Origin of the sequence: Bartonella sp. MR90HLJMH, assembly GCF_042194115.1 — a bacterium.
In the GTDB taxonomy this organism is placed as follows: domain Bacteria; phylum Pseudomonadota; class Alphaproteobacteria; order Rhizobiales; family Rhizobiaceae; genus Bartonella; species Bartonella grahamii.
In genome coordinates, this window is record NZ_JBHIMM010000002.1 from 4435 (window position 1) to 21336 (window position 16902).

General features: G+C 38.5%; 12 protein-coding genes and 1 pseudogene. 8 read left to right on the forward strand and 5 right to left on the reverse strand.

The window, feature by feature from the left end:
- The 4 genes from trwL (ACFIJ9_RS01260) to ACFIJ9_RS01275 all read right to left on the reverse strand — a co-directional run.
- Positions 1 to 317, reverse strand: a 317-nt coding sequence (gene trwL, locus ACFIJ9_RS01260) for a VirB2 family type IV secretion system major pilin TrwL (protein WP_375635477.1), incomplete at its 3' end; no start/stop codon positions are given.
- 73 nt (positions 318 to 390) lie between these two features.
- The gene (trwL, locus tag ACFIJ9_RS01265) at positions 391 to 714 is read right to left on the reverse strand and encodes a VirB2 family type IV secretion system major pilin TrwL (RefSeq protein WP_375635478.1); all 324 of its coding nucleotides are present in this window, start codon (positions 712 to 714) and stop codon (positions 391 to 393) included.
- Positions 677 to 976, reverse strand: a complete 300-nt coding sequence (gene korA / locus ACFIJ9_RS01270; protein WP_015857010.1) for a KorA family transcriptional regulator — start codon at positions 974 to 976, stop codon at positions 677 to 679. The genes trwL (ACFIJ9_RS01265) and korA overlap by 38 nt, the downstream gene beginning before the upstream one ends.
- Before the next feature lie 124 nt (positions 977 to 1100).
- Positions 1101 to 1733, reverse strand: coding sequence for a TrwN protein (locus tag ACFIJ9_RS01275; protein ID WP_375635479.1), 633 nt, complete (start codon positions 1731 to 1733; stop codon positions 1101 to 1103).
- 742 nt (positions 1734 to 2475) lie between these two features.
- Between ACFIJ9_RS01275 and ACFIJ9_RS01280 the strand changes: the two genes are divergently transcribed.
- The gene (locus tag ACFIJ9_RS01280; protein WP_375635480.1) at positions 2476 to 2763 is read left to right on the forward strand and encodes an H-NS family nucleoid-associated regulatory protein; all 288 of its coding nucleotides are present in this window, start codon (positions 2476 to 2478) and stop codon (positions 2761 to 2763) included.
- Between the two features lie 1536 nt (positions 2764 to 4299).
- Here ACFIJ9_RS01280 and ACFIJ9_RS01285 read toward each other — a convergent pair.
- On the reverse strand, positions 4300 to 5577 hold the full coding sequence (locus tag ACFIJ9_RS01285; RefSeq protein ID WP_375635481.1) for a ubiquinone biosynthesis hydroxylase: 1278 nt from the start codon (positions 5575 to 5577) through the stop codon (positions 4300 to 4302).
- A 733-nt stretch (positions 5578 to 6310) separates the two neighbouring features.
- On the opposite strand from ACFIJ9_RS01285, the gene ACFIJ9_RS01290 reads away from it, so the two are divergent.
- The 7 genes and pseudogenes from ACFIJ9_RS01290 to ACFIJ9_RS01320 all read left to right on the forward strand — a co-directional run bounded on the left by ACFIJ9_RS01290 (position 6311) and on the right by ACFIJ9_RS01320 (position 16089).
- Positions 6311 to 8752 carry a DNA translocase FtsK 4TM domain-containing protein gene (locus ACFIJ9_RS01290; protein WP_375635482.1) on the forward strand — a complete coding sequence of 814 codons (2442 nt, stop codon included), beginning with the start codon at positions 6311 to 6313 and terminating at the stop codon, positions 8750 to 8752.
- Positions 8753 to 9468: 716 nt separating this feature from the next.
- A pseudogene (locus tag ACFIJ9_RS01295) lies at positions 9469 to 9733 on the forward strand (DNA translocase FtsK); the annotation flags it as partial.
- 122 nt (positions 9734 to 9855) lie between these two features.
- Positions 9856 to 10464 carry an outer membrane lipoprotein carrier protein LolA gene (locus tag ACFIJ9_RS01300; protein ID WP_375635483.1) on the forward strand — a complete coding sequence of 203 codons (609 nt, stop codon included), beginning with the start codon at positions 9856 to 9858 and terminating at the stop codon, positions 10462 to 10464.
- 30 nt (positions 10465 to 10494) lie between these two features.
- Positions 10495 to 11304: an exodeoxyribonuclease III gene (locus ACFIJ9_RS01305; protein ID WP_375635484.1), complete on the forward strand. Its 810-nt coding sequence runs from the start codon at positions 10495 to 10497 to the stop codon at positions 11302 to 11304.
- A gap of 67 nt (positions 11305 to 11371) precedes the next feature.
- Positions 11372 to 12853, forward strand: coding sequence for an efflux transporter outer membrane subunit (locus ACFIJ9_RS01310; RefSeq protein ID WP_375635485.1), 1482 nt, complete (start codon positions 11372 to 11374; stop codon positions 12851 to 12853).
- Positions 12850 to 14076 (forward strand): efflux RND transporter periplasmic adaptor subunit, encoded by a 1227-nt coding sequence (locus ACFIJ9_RS01315; RefSeq protein ID WP_375635486.1) that lies wholly within the window; start codon positions 12850 to 12852, stop codon positions 14074 to 14076. The genes ACFIJ9_RS01310 and ACFIJ9_RS01315 overlap by 4 nt, the downstream gene beginning before the upstream one ends.
- 3 nt (positions 14077 to 14079) lie before the next feature.
- Positions 14080 to 16089 (forward strand): MacB family efflux pump subunit, encoded by a 2010-nt coding sequence (locus ACFIJ9_RS01320; protein ID WP_375635487.1) that lies wholly within the window; start codon positions 14080 to 14082, stop codon positions 16087 to 16089.
- Positions 16090 to 16902: the final 813 nt, after the last annotated feature.

The window sequence follows — 16902 nt, forward strand, 5'->3', positions numbered from 1 at the left end:
TACGCTGTTTTAAATAGCAGAGTAACAAGTTGGGTTGCAGAACCTGCGATGACAACACCGATTGCCCACCGTACAAATGTGTCTTTTCCGATGTAGCGTCCTGCATAGCCAATTGCTAAGCACAACAGTATAACGGCAGCAGCAATAGGGATAATCACTTTTAAGTCTGTCTGTAAACCTGCTAGAGCGTCCTCTGCATTTTTTAAAACGCTTGCGGCGGCGTAAGCAGAATTATTCATAAAGAACGCAGTCATAGCAGCAGAAATTGCGATGATTTTGTTGTTACTTTTCGATTGAAGACTAGTTAATTTTTGCATATTTCACTCTTATTAAAATCTAGATAATATTTTTATATAAATAAACATATTGTATTTATAATTAATGCCATTATTACGCTGTTTTAAATAGCAGAGTAACAAGTTGGGTTGCAGAACCTGCGATGACAACACCGATTGCCCACCGTACAAACGTGTCCTTTCCGATGTAGCGTCCTGCATAACCAATTGCTAAGCACAAGAGGATAACGGCAGCAGCAACAGGGATAATCACTTTTAAGTCTGTCTGTAAATCTTTTAGAGCGCCCTCTGCATTTTTTAAAACGGTTGCTTGGGCTTGTGCATGAGCAGAACTATTCATAAAAAATATGGCCAAAGCTGCTGAAAATTCAGCAATTTTATTACGAGCTGTTGTGTGAAGAATATTTAATTGTTTCATGTTCTTTATCCTGATTAAGATTAAAACTCCCACAAATGACCCCTCGTTCATGAAGAAACTTAAAGAGATATTTTGGATCAGCCCAAGTTCTTAGTTTTCCTCTTTGTGTAAGTAACGTATATTTATTTGGCTTTCCGGTGATTGGATCATCGGAAATAAACGTGAAATACCATTCTCTTTCTGAAAGCATCACGACTGTAATCTCACGTGCTGCTTTTTGACTAAATGCTATATCAACGCTGTTTTGTTCTATCATTTTCATTATCTTTGCCCTCAATTAGAAGAGATTTTATCCAATCTTACTAATTAGAGCTTTAACATTTTCTTATCTACCGTTCATTATAATATCCTATCAAAATTCTAGGGTTTCGTGAAAATATCAGTTGTCACTCTAGCGAGCCTCTCGATGAAGAAGAATTTTCAGCCGAAAAAGCATCGCTGGTGCCACTTTCTTTATGTGTAAATGCATCTTCCTCTCCTCTTGAAGAGAGAGGAAGAGAATCTACGTTAGTTGTCTGTTCTGGTTCTTCTTTTTTAAGCTTTACAGGCTCCGGCAAATCTTCATTTTCTTGTACAGCAGCTTTTACTCCAATATATGAAGTAACTTTCTGTATAGAGGTGTGGTTTGAGTTTTCTGTGTTGTAAAAATTTAGCACAGATTGCAAAGTCGCTTTTTCAAAGATGCACTTTGATGTTGTTTGTTCATAGCAGTAAGTTAAAGCGCTTTGTACAGCTGTAAGATTTCTGCAAAAACCAAATGCATCAAAAAGAGAAAACAATTTCACATTTCCAACACCAATTTGCCCTAAAATTATGTTAAAATTATGTTTGCTCTGTCTAAACTGTTCAGTTGTTGCGATTGTTTCCTTAAGCTGAGATGATTGATAGAAGAAGTTATCTTTATCATCTGTTACATAGACATTGTCCCGCGCTTCTTGTTCGGCGATAACTGAAAATGTTATGGGAGGCGTATTGGATATGTATGCAGCAGCAAAAAATGTGAAATCTGGAACAATCATTAGCAATACACCTTATTATGAAAAATTTTATTAATACAAATGCTAATTCTTTGTGGTGCGTTTTTTCGTTGTCTTTTGATTTTATAAATTTGCAGAACGAAATTGTTTAGCGTAGAATATTCCCTGTGATTACTGTTTTGTTCTCTTCTAAGAATATTTCTAATATATGCGAATATCCAACCAACAAGATAAAAGTGTGGAATAAAATAGAGCACATTACGCCAACCAATATTATTGGAATCACGAAAAAATGCGCTGCTTTTAAAAAATAATAATCTTTGATACTGTATTGAAGCTGCTTGTTTTATATAATTTTCTAGTTGCAAAAATCTTTTCAAAAAAAATTTATACGAAGTAAAAATCCGTTGTGTATGAGGGGAGGTTTTATTGTCATAATGAACCACACTATCATTATACAGAGAGGGCTTGTTCTTTGTTGCGTATTGCCATAACTTATAGAGTGACGATTTATATTTACTTTTGACTACTGATTCATGAGAGTCAGAGAGGTGTGATGGTGTTTGAGCACTACATTTAGTAGTTCCAGCGATTGAACTGAAAAAAGATGCAGTGGTGGTAATTGATGTACCAATAAACAGTTCTTTGTGGTCCAAAGCACATCTCCGTCAAAGTGATATATGTATCGTAATTTTAATTTCGATAATAAATAGACGAAAATTGTCTATAATTGTGTTTAAAATATGGCAAAAAAAAATTCTTTTTTGCAAGGGGAGTAATTAAGGTGAATGATCTCAAAAATATGAATTTTGATGAACTACAAGAGATGCGTACACAAATCGATATGGAATTAAAAAAACGGCAAGCAAAGGAAAAGCAAAATGCGCGACGAAAAATTCTTGAAATTGCTAATGCCCATGGAATTGATATCGCTGATCTTGTGAGCAAAGAGCGCCATTATAGAAATCCCAATAACCAATGGGAATTATGGAATGGGCGTGGACGTAGGCCTAAGTGGATTAAAGAGTGGTTGGAGAATGGGTATACACTTGATGAACTTGAAGTAACATAACACGTGTGCGATATTTACAAGATAAGGGAATACCAAGGAATGTAAATGTAAGAAGTATGCTCTTTTGGGTAATTTGATTGTATAGATATACTGAACGAATATATTAAAGTATTGAGTGATCAAATAAAATGATAGGGGGCATGAATAAATGTATTTAAATGAAAAAGGTCTTGTTGTTATAATCTGGCAAGCATAATGATGATGCCAGATTATAATATTGTAATTGCTTTTGGCATTTGAGAGAGGGGGATATTTTACTTCTTTTTATAGTTTTATTGACTCTTTACAAAAGTGGTCGAAATGAGAATAATTTATTGCATGGGGATTTTCACTTAATATGTAAAATGATAATTTTATCAATTAATAAGTTAATAAATTAGCATACTTATATTTTTGAAATATTGTTCTGTAGAACAAGTCTGATGTTATAGATTTTGTTTGGTCTTTTTTCTGTAAGATTATATATGAGGCATTTACTTTATTTATCGTTCGTTTTGTTGAGATGAGTGAGTGTGTAGGAAATGAAAAATTTTTATGGCTGTTATGGGGTTTATAGAATTTATGACATATTTCTGAGCGTTTGTGATTAAAATTCATTTATGAGCATTTATGAATAATGAATAAAGAGCTTATTTGAAAATAAAAGGATTGAGTCATTTCTATTGCGGTTTATCTTCTTTTATGGTGTGAAATAGGGGGGGGTGATATGCAAGTTTACAATTGTGTGTGATGGTATAGAGTACGGAACACTTTGTTATATATTAGAATATTTTTTCTAAAATCGTGTGGTATTCCACAATAAGTTAAAGGGTTAGTCTGAGGAACAGAATACCTCAAACAGAATACAGTTGTGTTACCAATTTACGTGCTTTTTTTAAAAGAAAAATTTTTCAATGCAACTAAGCTTATTTTATGGTGCTTCTCGTGAATAGTATAACGTAAAAGTCCCTATGATTACATAAAATCCATTTTGTACACCACCATTTTTATTTCAATAAAAAATATAAGCCGGCGCCATTATACACTTTACTCACCTCCAATGTTACTAAAGCCCTTAGTACTTGAGAGGGTAAGGATTCTTATTGCTGTTTTATTTATACGACACTCCTGCTTGTGATGTGCAAGTGAATGATTTTGATTGCTTCAACATGAGAGAGATTTGAATTAAGGGTATTTTATGATCGTTAGATTTATCACTCAATATGAGAACAATGAATTTATTATTATAAATAAAATGTTGTGTGCTAAAAGGTCTTGTTTATTTCGTTATGACGTGAAATGGCTTCTTTTAAGGTGTGGTGATATAAGGCAACCTCTTTGAGACATTAAATGTTTTTTTTCAGTGCGTGGTGAATATTCTTAGAATGTATCTCGCTTGTCGAGTCTTATATTAAGTGAAATATGGCAGGAGGAAGTCAAGAGAAAATTACTCGACAGGAATCTGGTTTGTAAACAGATTGGATGAGATAGGAATTTTTTGTTCTTTGAAGGAGGGAGGCAAAGGTTGTAAAAAAGTGAAATAGGATGAATTTTTGCTTAAAGTGGGAAGCCGTGTAGAAGGCGTGGGGCATTTGGAGTGAGTCCGGCAGCTTCTTGGATGAAGTATTTTTTTATTTTTGGCGCTTGATTAACAATACCAAGGCCGGTATTGCGGAGCATCCGTAAAAGAAGGCTATCATTAGAAAAGAGTTTATTAAGCCAATCATTGCTTAAAGCCATACGGACAACTTCAAAACGTCTCCAGCTTTGATAGCGCTCTAAAGCAGTGAGGGAGCCAATGTCAAGACCTAGTCGCGCTGTTTCAATAATCACTTCAGCGAGGGCAGCGCTATCGCGTAATCCTAAATTGAGTCCTTGTCCTGCAATGGGGTGGATGGTATGGGCGGCATCGCCAACGAGAGCAAAACGTGGTTTAACGCATTGACGTGTTAAAGAAAGACTCAAAGGAAAAGCTTGACGTTCGCCATTCCAAGAGAGTTTGCCTAATCGATGGCCAATGCGTCTTTCGAGTTCTGTTTCAAAAATAAGGGCATTAGCTTTGAGATAATATTGCGCAGTTTTATGATCTTCATTCCACACAATGGCAGATCGGTTGCCTTTGAGAGGGAGAAGAGCAAAAGGACCGGCAGGTAAAAAATGTTGAATTGCTTGACCATTATGGGGTTTTTCATGTTCAACTGTACAGATGATTGCTGTTTGTTTATAGGGATGAGAAAAGTTTTTAAGACCTGCTTTTTGGCGTAATTTCGAATGGGCTCCGTCGGCTGCAATAAGCAATTTTGTTTGCCAAACCTCTTCATTATTTAAAGTGACGGTTTTATGTTGGTCTTCTTGATGAAAATCAATGACACGCGTGTTTGCAATAACAGGGATATTGAGATCTTTGACACGTTTTTTTAAAGTGTTGATGAGTTCTCTCTGCTCTACCATAGCAGCAAAGGGCTCACCAGGGTTAATGTCGCCTTCAAAGGTTAAAAGAGTGGGTTTGACAGGGTCACTTGTGCTTGTATCTGTGATGATCATTGAATGAATGGGTTGCGCATAGGGTTTTATAGGTTCCCAACATTGTAATTGTTTTAACATACGAATAGAAGCAGCAGCAAGGGCAATGGTTCGTATGTTAGAAGCAGGAGTATCTTCTTGTGGAGCAGCATCAACGATTTTTATTTTCAGATTAGGGGCTGTTTGCTTGAGTGCTATCGCTAAGGTTAAACCGACAGCCGCTCCCCCTGCAATGAGAAGATCACATTGTTTTGTTTTATGAGATTTAATTTTTTTATTGGGTTGTACGTCTTTATTGCGATTAGAACACACAATACTTCTTCCATTGTTTACAGTTTGCTTTCTTTTAAAAAGAATATCTTTTTAAATTGCCTAAAATATCTTAACGTTTACTTTTCTTTCTGCTTTACAAAAACGAGGTTCTTTTTTGGCGCCAATCTGATGACAGATTGGTTTTTGAGAGTTCTTCTGCTTCATCATTTATGTGATTCATTTTACAGATTTATCGGATAAGCTGTTTTGAATGTCCTCTTCAATTCTTTTTACACTTGGTTGATAAAAAAGAAAACTAAAAATAAACAAAGATGGTCGTGTATTTTTTAAGTTGTATGAGTGTACTTTAGTATGCCTGTCCTGAAGGGGTATATTTAGTTAGTATGATAGATAAAAAATTGTGTTCATTCGTGATGGTTAAAACAGTATTAATATTTTGCCGTTATCATGATGTAGTGTAAAAAACATCATCTGTTTAGGAAGGTGCCTATAGGACCCATGTAAAACTTTACACATGAGGTGTTTTTTGGTTGATCGTGTGATAAATATCCTAGGAGAGCTTTTTGTGCGCCTTATGAAGGATTGTCTCTTAGGGTGGTGATATATGAATGATATGAAGTGGTTAGCAGGTAGAACGCGCTAGATAAGAAGTCGGATTGTTTACAGGCTATTTTGTTTACAGATCGGCACAGAGTTTAAGCTTCACCCTTTTGTAAGAGAGAGGGAGTTATAACTCTTTAAAATATGAAAGTTTTGTATTTGGAATTGATAGATGCACCGAAGTTCTTCTCCTTATGATTCATTAGAAGTGCGAAATTCTCAAGGTTCGCGTCTTATTGAGATGTTTTTACGTCAGATAGGGGTATTTATTGGGCTTGGGCTTTTGGGCTTTATTATTTTTTGTGTGTTTGCTTTGGCGACGTGGAATGTTGCGGACCCATCTTTAACCCATGCAAGTACAAATGAGGTTACAAACCTTATGGGGTGGATGGGGGCAATTTTTTCAGATTTTATTATGCAGTTTTTTGGCTTGGCAAGTCTTGCTGTTTTGTTGCCGCCATTATTTTGGTCTTTTCTCTTATTGGCGCAAAAGAATATCTACAATTTGACTTTGCGCTTTTTTTTATGGGTGCTATCAACGATTTGTTTTTTAATTGCTTTTGCCCTTATGTCACCTGTTGCTTCTTTTACTTATTGGCCATTGCCAATGGGATTGGGAGGGGTTTTAGGAGATAAAGCTTTAAGTGTTGCTTCTTCAATCTTTCCTCTTTTTCTTTCTCCTCTTTACACGGTGTTTTTCAGTGTTGTTTTTATTCTTTTAGGTTTTTTCACTGCTGCTTTTGCTGGCAATGTGATATGGCGGCGTCGAACAAAGAAAAGAAAAGAAAAAAGCATTCCAAAAGATGCAATCGTTAATCCAGTCTTTGAATTGGAAGAAGACACGGAATATGCTGCAGAGGATGATCGTGAAAATCATGGTTTTTTTGCGACAACTTTTGGCGCTCTTTTACATCTTTTTTATTTTTTACAAGCGCGTTTCTTTCGTTTGTTCTGTTTCAAAAGGCGTTTTCAGAGTAAGGGGCAAGGAAAGTCATTTGATCGGATTGAGCCAACTTTTTTGGGTGAAAAAGTAAAGTGTGAGGAAAATCAAAATAAAGCCTATGTTTCTCCTGTTAAAAATCGAAAGTCTTTAACAGCTTCTTCAAATGGTGGTTTTGTTCTTCCTCTTGTAGATTATCTTTCGGTTCCACCACCGTCTGTTAGGGATGCAAAACTTTCTCCTGCTGTTTTAAGAGCAAATTCTCAGGAACTTGAAGGGGTTTTGTTAGATTTTGGAGTCAAGGGGCAAATTATTGATGCTTGTCCTGGACCGGTGGTAACTTTGTATGAATTTGAACCGGCTGCCGGCATTAAGTCTTCCCGTATTATTGGTTTGGCAGATGATATTGCACGCTCGATGCGTGCGATTTCGGCGCGTGTTGCGGTGGTTCCAGGACGTAATGTGATTGGAATAGAATTGCCCAATGCAAAGCGTGAGATGGTTTATTTACGAGAAATGTTGCAGGCGCAAGAATTTATTGAAAGCAAAGCAAAATTAGGGCTTGCTTTGGGTAAGACAATTGGGGGGGAAGCTGTTATTGCAGATTTAGCAAAAATGCCCCATCTTTTGGTTGCTGGTACAACAGGATCGGGAAAGTCTGTTGCTATCAATACAATGATTTTATCATTGCTTTATCGGATGACACCTGAACAATGTCGTCTCATTATGGTGGACCCGAAAATGCTTGAGCTTTCGGTTTATGATGGCATTCCTCATTTATTAACGCCCGTGGTGACAGATCCTAAAAAAGCCGTGATTGCTTTAAAGTGGGCTGTTCGTGAAATGGAAGAGCGCTATAGTAAAATGTCAAAACTGGGCGTTCGTAATATTGATGGGTTTAATGCACGTCTTAGGGAAGCAGCAAGTCAGGGAGAGACAATGGCGCGGACAATTCAAGTGGGCTTTGATCATGAAACTGGTGAGCCTCTTTATGAAACGGAAACGCTTGATTTTAGTCCTATGCCCTATATTGTTGTTATTATTGATGAAATGGCTGATTTGATGATGGTTGCTGGTAAAGACATTGAAGGCGCGGTTCAACGCTTGGCACAAATGGCACGTGCTGCCGGTATCCATGTAATTATGGCGACACAGCGTCCTTCCGTCGATGTTATTACTGGAACGATCAAAGCCAATTTTCCTACACGTATTTCTTTTTCGGTGAGTTCAAAAATCGATAGCCGAACAATTTTAGGTGAACAGGGGGCTGAGCAATTATTGGGACAAGGAGATATGCTTTTTATGATGGGAGGAGGACGTGTTCAACGTGTGCATGGTCCTTTTGTTGCGGATGATGAAGTGGAGCAGGTTGTTGCGCATCTCAAAGCGCAAGCACGACCTGATTATTTGGAAACAATTACGCAAGAAGTTGAAGAGGATGGTGCTGATGTTTCTTTGGCTTCTCCTTCAGAAGATGATCCCTATAGTCAAGCTGTTGCTATTGTGCTTCGTGATCGTAAGGCTTCGACCTCTTATATTCAACGCCGTTTAGGCATTGGTTATAACCGTGCTGCGACATTGATTGAGAGGATGGAAGAAGAAGGTATCATTAGTCCAGCAAATCACGCAGGGAAACGAGAAATTTTAGTGCCTGCCGAAGAAGAACGCTTTTGAAAAATCTTTATAGTTGTTTTTATAATATCTTATAAAACAAGTGTTTATCCCACTTTATCGTAGAAATTCTGCATTTTCATACACCAGCTCTCGATTTGCGATAGCTCCTTGGCACTTGAGACTCTTTATAAGGGGATTCTTTATCTTATATAATTTTTATCCACACACCAACCTTGCTTGTAACGTGCAAGAAAATGATTTCAATTGATTCGATATGCGAAAGTATGTGATGAGAGAACCTTCCTGTATTTGGCGTTATGATTTAAGTTAAAAAGATAAATTATTATAAATCAATATCTTGGTATAAAATAATGTCATTGCGAATGTAGGGGTATAAAAGCATGTAAGGCTTGATATTTAAGTGTCTTTTTAAGTGCGCTCTAAATATTGAGGGCAAGGCTTATCTGTCGAGCCTTATATAAATGAATCATATGGGGTGGGAAGCCAAGTGAAATCTGCTAAACTCCAAACTGTTTACAGACTGGTTCGGGTGAAAATTTTTATTCTTTTGGATTGGAAGGAAGTCAAAAAAGCATTTTTGCCACTTAAAAGAGTTTTCAGGTGCGTGAGCAATATGTTTAGTACTTAATCCGTTATGTATTGACTATAATTTATGTTGCTTCACAGATTAGGGGTGGGAAAGAATATATTATGCGTTTAGAAAATCAGCAGAAAAACGGGAAATTTGGATGCTTTCGGAAACTTAAACGCAGACTAATTATTTGGAAACGATACCGCAAGAAATAAAGAAGGATGTTTCTTTAGCTTTTTCTTTAGAAGATGATTCCTATAGTCAAGCTGTGGCAGTTGTGCTTCGTGAACAGTAAGGCTTCGACTTCTTATATTCAACGCCGTTTAGGTATTGGTTATAATTGTGCCGCAACATTGATTGAAAGGATGGAAGGAGAAGGCATTATTAGTCCAGCAAATGATATGGGTAAGCGGAAAGTTTTGGGGACGGTCGAAGAAGAATACTTTTAAAAATCTTTTGATAGTTTTTTCAAACAATATCGTTATCTTATAAAGAAGGGTATTTATTCATCGTTGATTACTTAAGTTATAAATTATAAAGTCAATTAAGTATTGCTTGGGAGCATTTTTTTATGAAAACGTCTTTTTTGTCGCAAAGAAGAGTCTTTGGGTTGGTGGGAATTATTATCTTTTGGTGTTTAACTTTTCCTGTTTTTTCGCAAGCGTCTAATAAAGTGATAAAGGCGCAAAATGTTGTAAATCACTTTGCGGCAATCAAAACAATGACAGGTGATTTTATTCAGTTTAGTCCAAAGGGGAAAATGTCTCAGGGGACATTTTACCTAGAGCGTCCAGGGAAAATTCGTTTCATTTACAAAAAAATGCCCTTACAGATTATTGCAGATGGTCAATTTGTAGGTATTAACAATCGGGCTTTGAATACTTGGAACTTTTCACAACTTTCGCAAACGCCAATGAAGTTTCTGTTGGGTGATAAAATTGATGTATCTTCTGGGCGCTTGTTGGCATTTCGCGAAGATCCAGGGGCTGTGACGATTGTTCTGCGTGATAAAACGATTGGGGCAGGGCAAATAAGGATGGTTTTTGATTCTAAAGGCTCTGCTTTGCGCCAGTGGACAATTGTTGACCAACAAAATTTGGAAACTACTGTGCAGATTATGAATGTGCGGACGGACGTCCGCTTCGCTAATGGAATGTTTACACTTCCTTCAAAGAAATAGTGCTGTGTTATTTCATTGGGATTGAAATGGATGTTCTTTCGTATTGCAACTTGGAATATTAATTCTATTCGTTTGCGTCTTGCACAGGTTTTTCAGTATTTGGAACTCTTTTCCGCAGATGTTTTGTGTCTACAGGAAACAAAATGTCCAGATGCTTTATTTCCAGTGGAGGCTTTTGAAGCGGCGGGTTATAAGCATATCGCATTGAGTGGACAAAAATCTTATAACGGGGTGGCTATTGTTTCTCGGTTGCCTTTTAAAAAGGTAGAAAAGCGTTTCTTTTGCCAAAACCAAGATTGTCGCTATATCTCAGTTATTGTGGAAGCCCATGGGAGAAGCTTGCGGATTCATAATTTTTATGTTCCTGCTGGGGGAGATATTCCTGATGCTGATGTGAATGAAAAATTTCGGCATAAGCTTGATTTTTTAGAAGAAATGTCCTCCGTATGTGCGGATCAAGGAGATGGTCTTTCTTCTCTTTTGGTGGGCGATTTAAATATTGCTCCTTTGGCAGAGGATGTTTGGTCTCATCAGAAATTGTTGAAGGTTGTAAGCCATACTCCCATTGAAACCGAGCGTTTAAAAGCTTTATGCTGTCAAGGTGGATGGGTTGATCTGATGCGGTTACATATCCCTGTTCCTACCAAGCTTTACACATGGTGGAGTTATCGTGCACGCGATTGGGCATTTACCGATTATGGGCGGCGGCTTGACCATATTTGGTCTTCTCCTGATTTAGCACCTTTTGTTGTAGATCTTTCGATTTTTCGTGATGCGCGCGGATGGGAACGTCCTTCAGATCATATTCCTGTGCAAACTGTATTTGATTTTTCACGTTAAGTTTGAAATAAGAAGTAAATAAAGTATTAATATTAAATAATGATTCTGAAAGAATGCGGGAGACTAGATGTATATCAGAAATCTCAAAAGGGGCGCTTCTCGTGGATTACTTTCTAGTATCTTTTTGTGTTTGCTTTTGTCAGGATGTATGGTTGGTCCTAATTACCAGAAAACATCTTTTCGTGTTCCAGCAGTTTGGGGAGAAAAATCTGCACAGGCGTCTGGGCAGTCAGTTGCGCTTGCCGGATGGTGGCGGCGTTTGAATGACCCCGTTCTAGATGCGTTAATGGATTATGCGATTTCTGGAAATAATAATGTTGCTGTTGCCAAAGCTCGGGTACGTGAGGCGCGTGCGGGTTTAGGGCAGGTTGTAGGAACTCTTTTACCAAATGTGTCCAATTCAATTTCAGGAACCCGTAGTCATTCTGGACAGTCTGATGCATTGTTAAACCAATATCATAGTGGTTTTGATGCAAGCTGGGAGCTTGATTTTTTTGGTGGGCATAAACGAGCGGTTGAAGCAGCGCGTTATGGTCTTGATGCGGCTGTGGAAGATATGCGCGCTACCATGGTGATATTGTTAGGAGATGTGGCAACAAATTATGTGCAAATGCGTGGTTGGCAACAGAAGTTGTTGATTGTGCGGCAAATTGCTGTATCACAACGTAAAACCTATGAATTGATGCGCGCTAGATTAACAGCTGGTGATGTTTCTGAGCTCGATGTTTCAAATGCGCAAGCACAAATGGCAAATACAGAAGCAGATATATCACAGATGGAAGCGAATTTAGCAATGAGCGTTCATCGCCTTTCTGTCTTAACTGGTCGTGTGCCTACGGCATTGAAGGATCTTTTACAAAAAAATGCTAAACATGCAAAGATTCCACAACCACGCTGGCCGATACCAGCAGGAATTCCAGCCGATATTTTGTTAACACGTCCGGATTTGCGACGGGCAGAGCGTCAATACGCGCAAGCAACAGCGCGGATTGGTCAGCGTGAAGCAGATCGCTATCCATCACTTACTTTAACAGGTAATATTTCGACAGCCGCAACGGCGATTGATCAGTTATGGAAAAATTCAACGATTGGCTGGTCTTTTGGACCTGGTCTTCGTTTACCTCTTTTTAATGGAGGTCAGGTTGAGGCTTCTATTGCTGTTGCGCGTGCACAACGTGATCAAGCTTTTATTACTTATCGGGCTGCTGTGTTGGGAGCTTTAGAAGATGTAGAAAATGCGCTGGTAAGATTAACTAAAGAACATCAACGCTTAGAAAAGCTAATCGTTGCGAATAAAGCTTCTCTTCATTCCTTAAAACTTTCACGGAGCCTTTTTGAGAATGGAAATACCAGTTTTCTTGAATTGTTAAACGCTGATCGCTCTTATTATTCTGCACAAATGGCACTTAAAGATAGCCGTGTTTCTTTGGTTACGCAATATATCACGTTGATGAAAGCATTGGGGGGGGGCTGGGATGGCGTTGTTGATGTATCACGTCCGGAAGTCGTTGATGGTGCACCTCGTTCGCGTGCAAAGGTAGGGAAATGAAAAAAAGTCTACTCAAAAATTTCATTACAAAACACAAAAAACTTTCCTTCTTTTTAACTGCCATATTCCTTCTTCTCTTGTTTTTATGGTTGCGTTCTGTTGTTTTTGGAACATCTAGCCCAACTTATATAACAGCGGTGGTGAAGCGTGGGGATATTGAGGAAAGTGTTTTAGCTTCTGGTCTTGTACGTCCTTATCGGTTGGTGGCTGTTGGTGCGCGTGCAACAGGGCGTGTGGTGTCAATGCGCGTTTCTCCTGGGAGTGTTGTGAAAGAAGGCGATCTCTTGGCAGAAATTGATCCTACAGATCAAGAAAATGATTTAAAAAGAAAAAAAGCAGCATTATCTCACTATTATGCGAGTTTGGTAGAACAAGAAGCCCATCTTTCTCTTGCGCAGAAAAATTTAGCACGTCAGAAAAAAATGATCGAGTCACGTGCGGTTTCACGGGCTAATCTCGATGATGCTGTGACACAAGTAAAAATACGTGAGGCGCAAATTGCTCAACTTCAACAGCAGATTGTGCAAGCACAAATTGATGTGGATAGTGCAGAGGTCAATTTAGGTTATACACGCATAACTGCCCCTTCAGCGGGAACGGTTTTGGCAACAGTTGTGGAAGAAGGGCAGAATGTGAATGCAGTTCAGTCGGCGCCAACAATTGTTATTTTGGGCGATTTGTCAAAGATGACGATCAAGGCGCAAATCTCAGAAGCTGATGTTCTTAAAGTTCAGGCTGGACAACCACTTTATTTTACAGTTTTAGGGAATGCGCAGCGTCGTTATGAGGGCGTTTTAGAAAAGATAGAGCCGGCTCCTGAAGCAATTCGTGCTGATGTGAGTATTAACCCTGGTATGGTAGGGGGGTCTAGTGCTTTAATCTCATCAGCTATTTATTATAACGGAATTTTACATGTTGATAATGCGGACAATTTTTTGCGAACCTATATGACTGCTCAAGTTCATATTATCTTAGGGCGTGCTCAAAATGTCTTGTTGGTTCCAAGCGATGCTTTACGCGATGAGACAAAAGAGCATAAGGCATGGGTTTCTGTTTTGGAGGGGGGGAACAAGGTGGTTACTAAACAGGTGAGCGTTGGGTTGAATAATAAGGTGATGGCAGAGATTGTTTCAGGACTTAATGAGGGCGATGTTGTTATCACCGGCTCGCCTGATGGGGTGATGCCAGAACCTTCTGACGTGCATAGTGAAGACGAGATTTAAACCATGAACACAAACCAAGCAGATGCTGTCCTTGTGTTGGAAAATATTGTACGTAAATTTCCAGCGGGCGAAACATTTGTTACTGTTTTGAAGGACATCAATCTTACCATTAAGCGCGGTGAAATGGTAGCGATTGTGGGAGCTTCTGGTTCAGGAAAATCCACATTGATGAATATTTTAGGTTGTCTTGATCGGGCAACTTCTGGTCGTTATTGGATTGCAGGGAAAGAAACAGCTTCTCTTTCAGCTGATGAATTATCGGCTTTGCGGCGCAATCATTTTGGTTTTATTTTCCAGCGCTATCATTTGTTGAATGAATTGACAGCTCTTGGGAATGTTGAAATTCCGGCTATTTATGCAGGATGTGCTGTGGAAGCAAGGAAAAAGCGTGCACAAGATCTTTTAACGCGCTTGGGCATGGGTGATCGGGTGAATCATCGTCCAAATCAACTCTCAGGTGGTCAGCAACAACGGGTGTCTATTGCTCGAGCGTTGATGAATAATGCGGAGGTTATTCTTGCCGATGAGCCAACTGGTGCACTGGATAAACAGAGTGGACAGGAAGTGTTGCGTATTTTGGATGAGCTTCATCAAGAAGGTCGTACTATTATCATTGTAACTCACGATATGCAGGTGGCCAAAAGAGCAGAGCGTATTATCGAAATCAGTGATGGAGAAATTATTGCTGACAGTATGACAAAGGTTGCAAAGAAAAGAGCAGCGGGGGCAAAAATAAAAACGGATAGTCAATCTTTTTATGAAAAACAGAAACTAAAAGTTAAACAACAGCTTGGCTCTTTTCGGTCTTTTGTTGAGCGGTTTCGTGAGGCATTTATTATGGCTTTGTTGGCAATGAATGCACATCGAATGCGAACTTTTTTAACAATGCTTGGGGTGATTATCGGTATTGGGGCGATTATTGCTATGGTGGCTTTGGGAAATGGTACACGAGAGAAAATTTTGGAAAATTTTAAAAGCTTGGGTGCTAATACATTAACAATTTTACCTGGCAAAAGTTTTTCTGATCCACAAGCAGAGAAAATAACAACTCTTGTTGAAGCTGATGCAGAAGCCTTGTCTGGGTTACCTTATGTTTCTGGTGTAACGCCTCAGATTTCAACAAGTTCGAAAGTGCGTTTTGGTGCAGTTGAAGTCAATGCTGTCATTGTGGGGGTGGGAGAACAATTCTTTCAGACACAGGGGCTTAAAGTTTTCAAAGGACAGTTTTTTGATCAAAAAAGTGTGCATGATCGGGCGGTTGATCTCGTGATTGAGAAAGAAGCATTGTCTGTTCTTTTTCCCCATAGCCATGAAAGTCCCCTTGGCAAAGTGGTGCTTGTGGGTAATGTTCCAGCGCGCATTATTGGTGTTGTTGATTCGCAAAATAACGCAAATGGAAATACATCAAATACATTACAGCTTTATTTGCCCTATACAACAGTGCAAACGCGTTTTCTTGGCACAACAGAAGTTCGTGCGATTACCGTTAGGATTGCTGATGATGTCGATTCACATTTAGCGGAAAACATGGTGAAACGTTTTCTCATTATGCGGCATGGTGGAGAAGATTTTTTCATTAGAAATTCAGAATTCTTTCGTGAACGTATCATGGAAAGTACACATATCTTAACACTTTTAATTTCTTCAATTGCAGCTATTTCCCTGATTGTAGGTGGTATTGGGGTGATGAATATTATGCTGGTCACCGTTTCTGAGCGGATCAATGAAATTGGTGTGCGTATGGCAGTTGGTGCACGCCAAAGTGATATTTTGCAGCAGTTTCTCATTGAAGCGGTGTTGGTTTGTGTCATTGGTGGTGGTTTGGGGATCTTGCTTGGGCTTTCTATCGGTGGTTTATTTCTTCTGTTTAAAGCGCCTATCCACTTGGTTTATACGATTGATTCGATCATTTTATCCCTTACTTTTTCAACCCTCATTGGAATCTGTTTTGGTTTTTCTCCAGCGCGGCAAGCTTCACGGCTTGACCCTGTTGTCGCTCTTTCACGCGATTAAGCTTTATCAATTGTAGGGCATGTTTGTTGTGATGTTTTCCACTTGGAAGAAGCGTTTATGAAGCGAAACATGGATGGGAAAAGTTTAGCATTATTTGCTGTTCTATTTTAGAAAACGCTTTATTCGTTAAGTGAAGCGTGCTTTATATAACGTTAAAGGATGAAGTTTTACGGCACAACGTATCATGAATAAATTTCCCTTGTATTTTTATAGCTATACAAAATACAAGGCGCGATAACTTTAGGATTTTAACCTAAAAGTAAGAGGGGAAAGGGGAGTGTATATCTGTTAATAAACAAGATAAAAAAGAAGCAAGTTTAAACGAAAAGCAGCTTATATCCCAAAAATGAACGGATATACGAGGCGAGTTGGTCTTCTATAGTTTTTCTTTTCCTTTTGTTTATTCGTTACCCTGTTTTTTCTCACAAATTGTATGGCAAAGGGAGGGGCGTTGGTATTGGTAACGTTTGGTTTTAAGATTCTTTATGGCTTTATGCGACGGAGATATAGGTTTTTACGAAGCTCCAGTTTTGTAGGGAGAACGAGATGAATACACTTATGGGCTCATGTTGCTGGGAATGTTAATTGCTGTATTCATTATTATGTGTATTGGTATAGCTGGTTGTTAGTTTTACGTTATGCTTTTATTGCGTTTAGCACCTCCTGAATATGAGCTTAAACTATTTTCAATAGATAAATATCAAAAAAAGCTCATCAAAATAATGAAGCAAATCTCTACATTCTTGTGCGTGATTACATGATATTTATCAGGGATGTGGGAAGAGCAGATTCTATTCTTTTGTTGATAAGTAA

What these genes read in the sequence shown, in the direction of transcription:
- trwL (WP_375635478.1), bottom strand. Translation starts at nt 714, where the DNA reads ATGAAACAATTAAATATTCTTCACACAACAGCTCGTAATAAAATTGCT.
- korA (WP_015857010.1), bottom strand. Translation starts at nt 976, where the DNA reads ATGAAAATGATAGAACAAAACAGCGTTGATATAGCATTTAGTCAAAAA.
- ACFIJ9_RS01275 (WP_375635479.1), bottom strand. Translation starts at nt 1,733, where the DNA reads ATGATTGTTCCAGATTTCACATTTTTTGCTGCTGCATACATATCCAAT.
- ACFIJ9_RS01290 (WP_375635482.1), top strand. Translation starts at nt 6,311, where the DNA reads ATGCACCGAAGTTCTTCTCCTTATGATTCATTAGAAGTGCGAAATTCT.
- ACFIJ9_RS01300 (WP_375635483.1), top strand. Translation starts at nt 9,856, where the DNA reads ATGAAAACGTCTTTTTTGTCGCAAAGAAGAGTCTTTGGGTTGGTGGGA.
- ACFIJ9_RS01305 (WP_375635484.1), top strand. Translation starts at nt 10,495, where the DNA reads ATGTTCTTTCGTATTGCAACTTGGAATATTAATTCTATTCGTTTGCGT.
- ACFIJ9_RS01310 (WP_375635485.1), top strand. Translation starts at nt 11,372, where the DNA reads ATGTATATCAGAAATCTCAAAAGGGGCGCTTCTCGTGGATTACTTTCT.
- ACFIJ9_RS01315 (WP_375635486.1), top strand. Translation starts at nt 12,850, where the DNA reads ATGAAAAAAAGTCTACTCAAAAATTTCATTACAAAACACAAAAAACTT.
- ACFIJ9_RS01320 (WP_375635487.1), top strand. Translation starts at nt 14,080, where the DNA reads ATGAACACAAACCAAGCAGATGCTGTCCTTGTGTTGGAAAATATTGTA.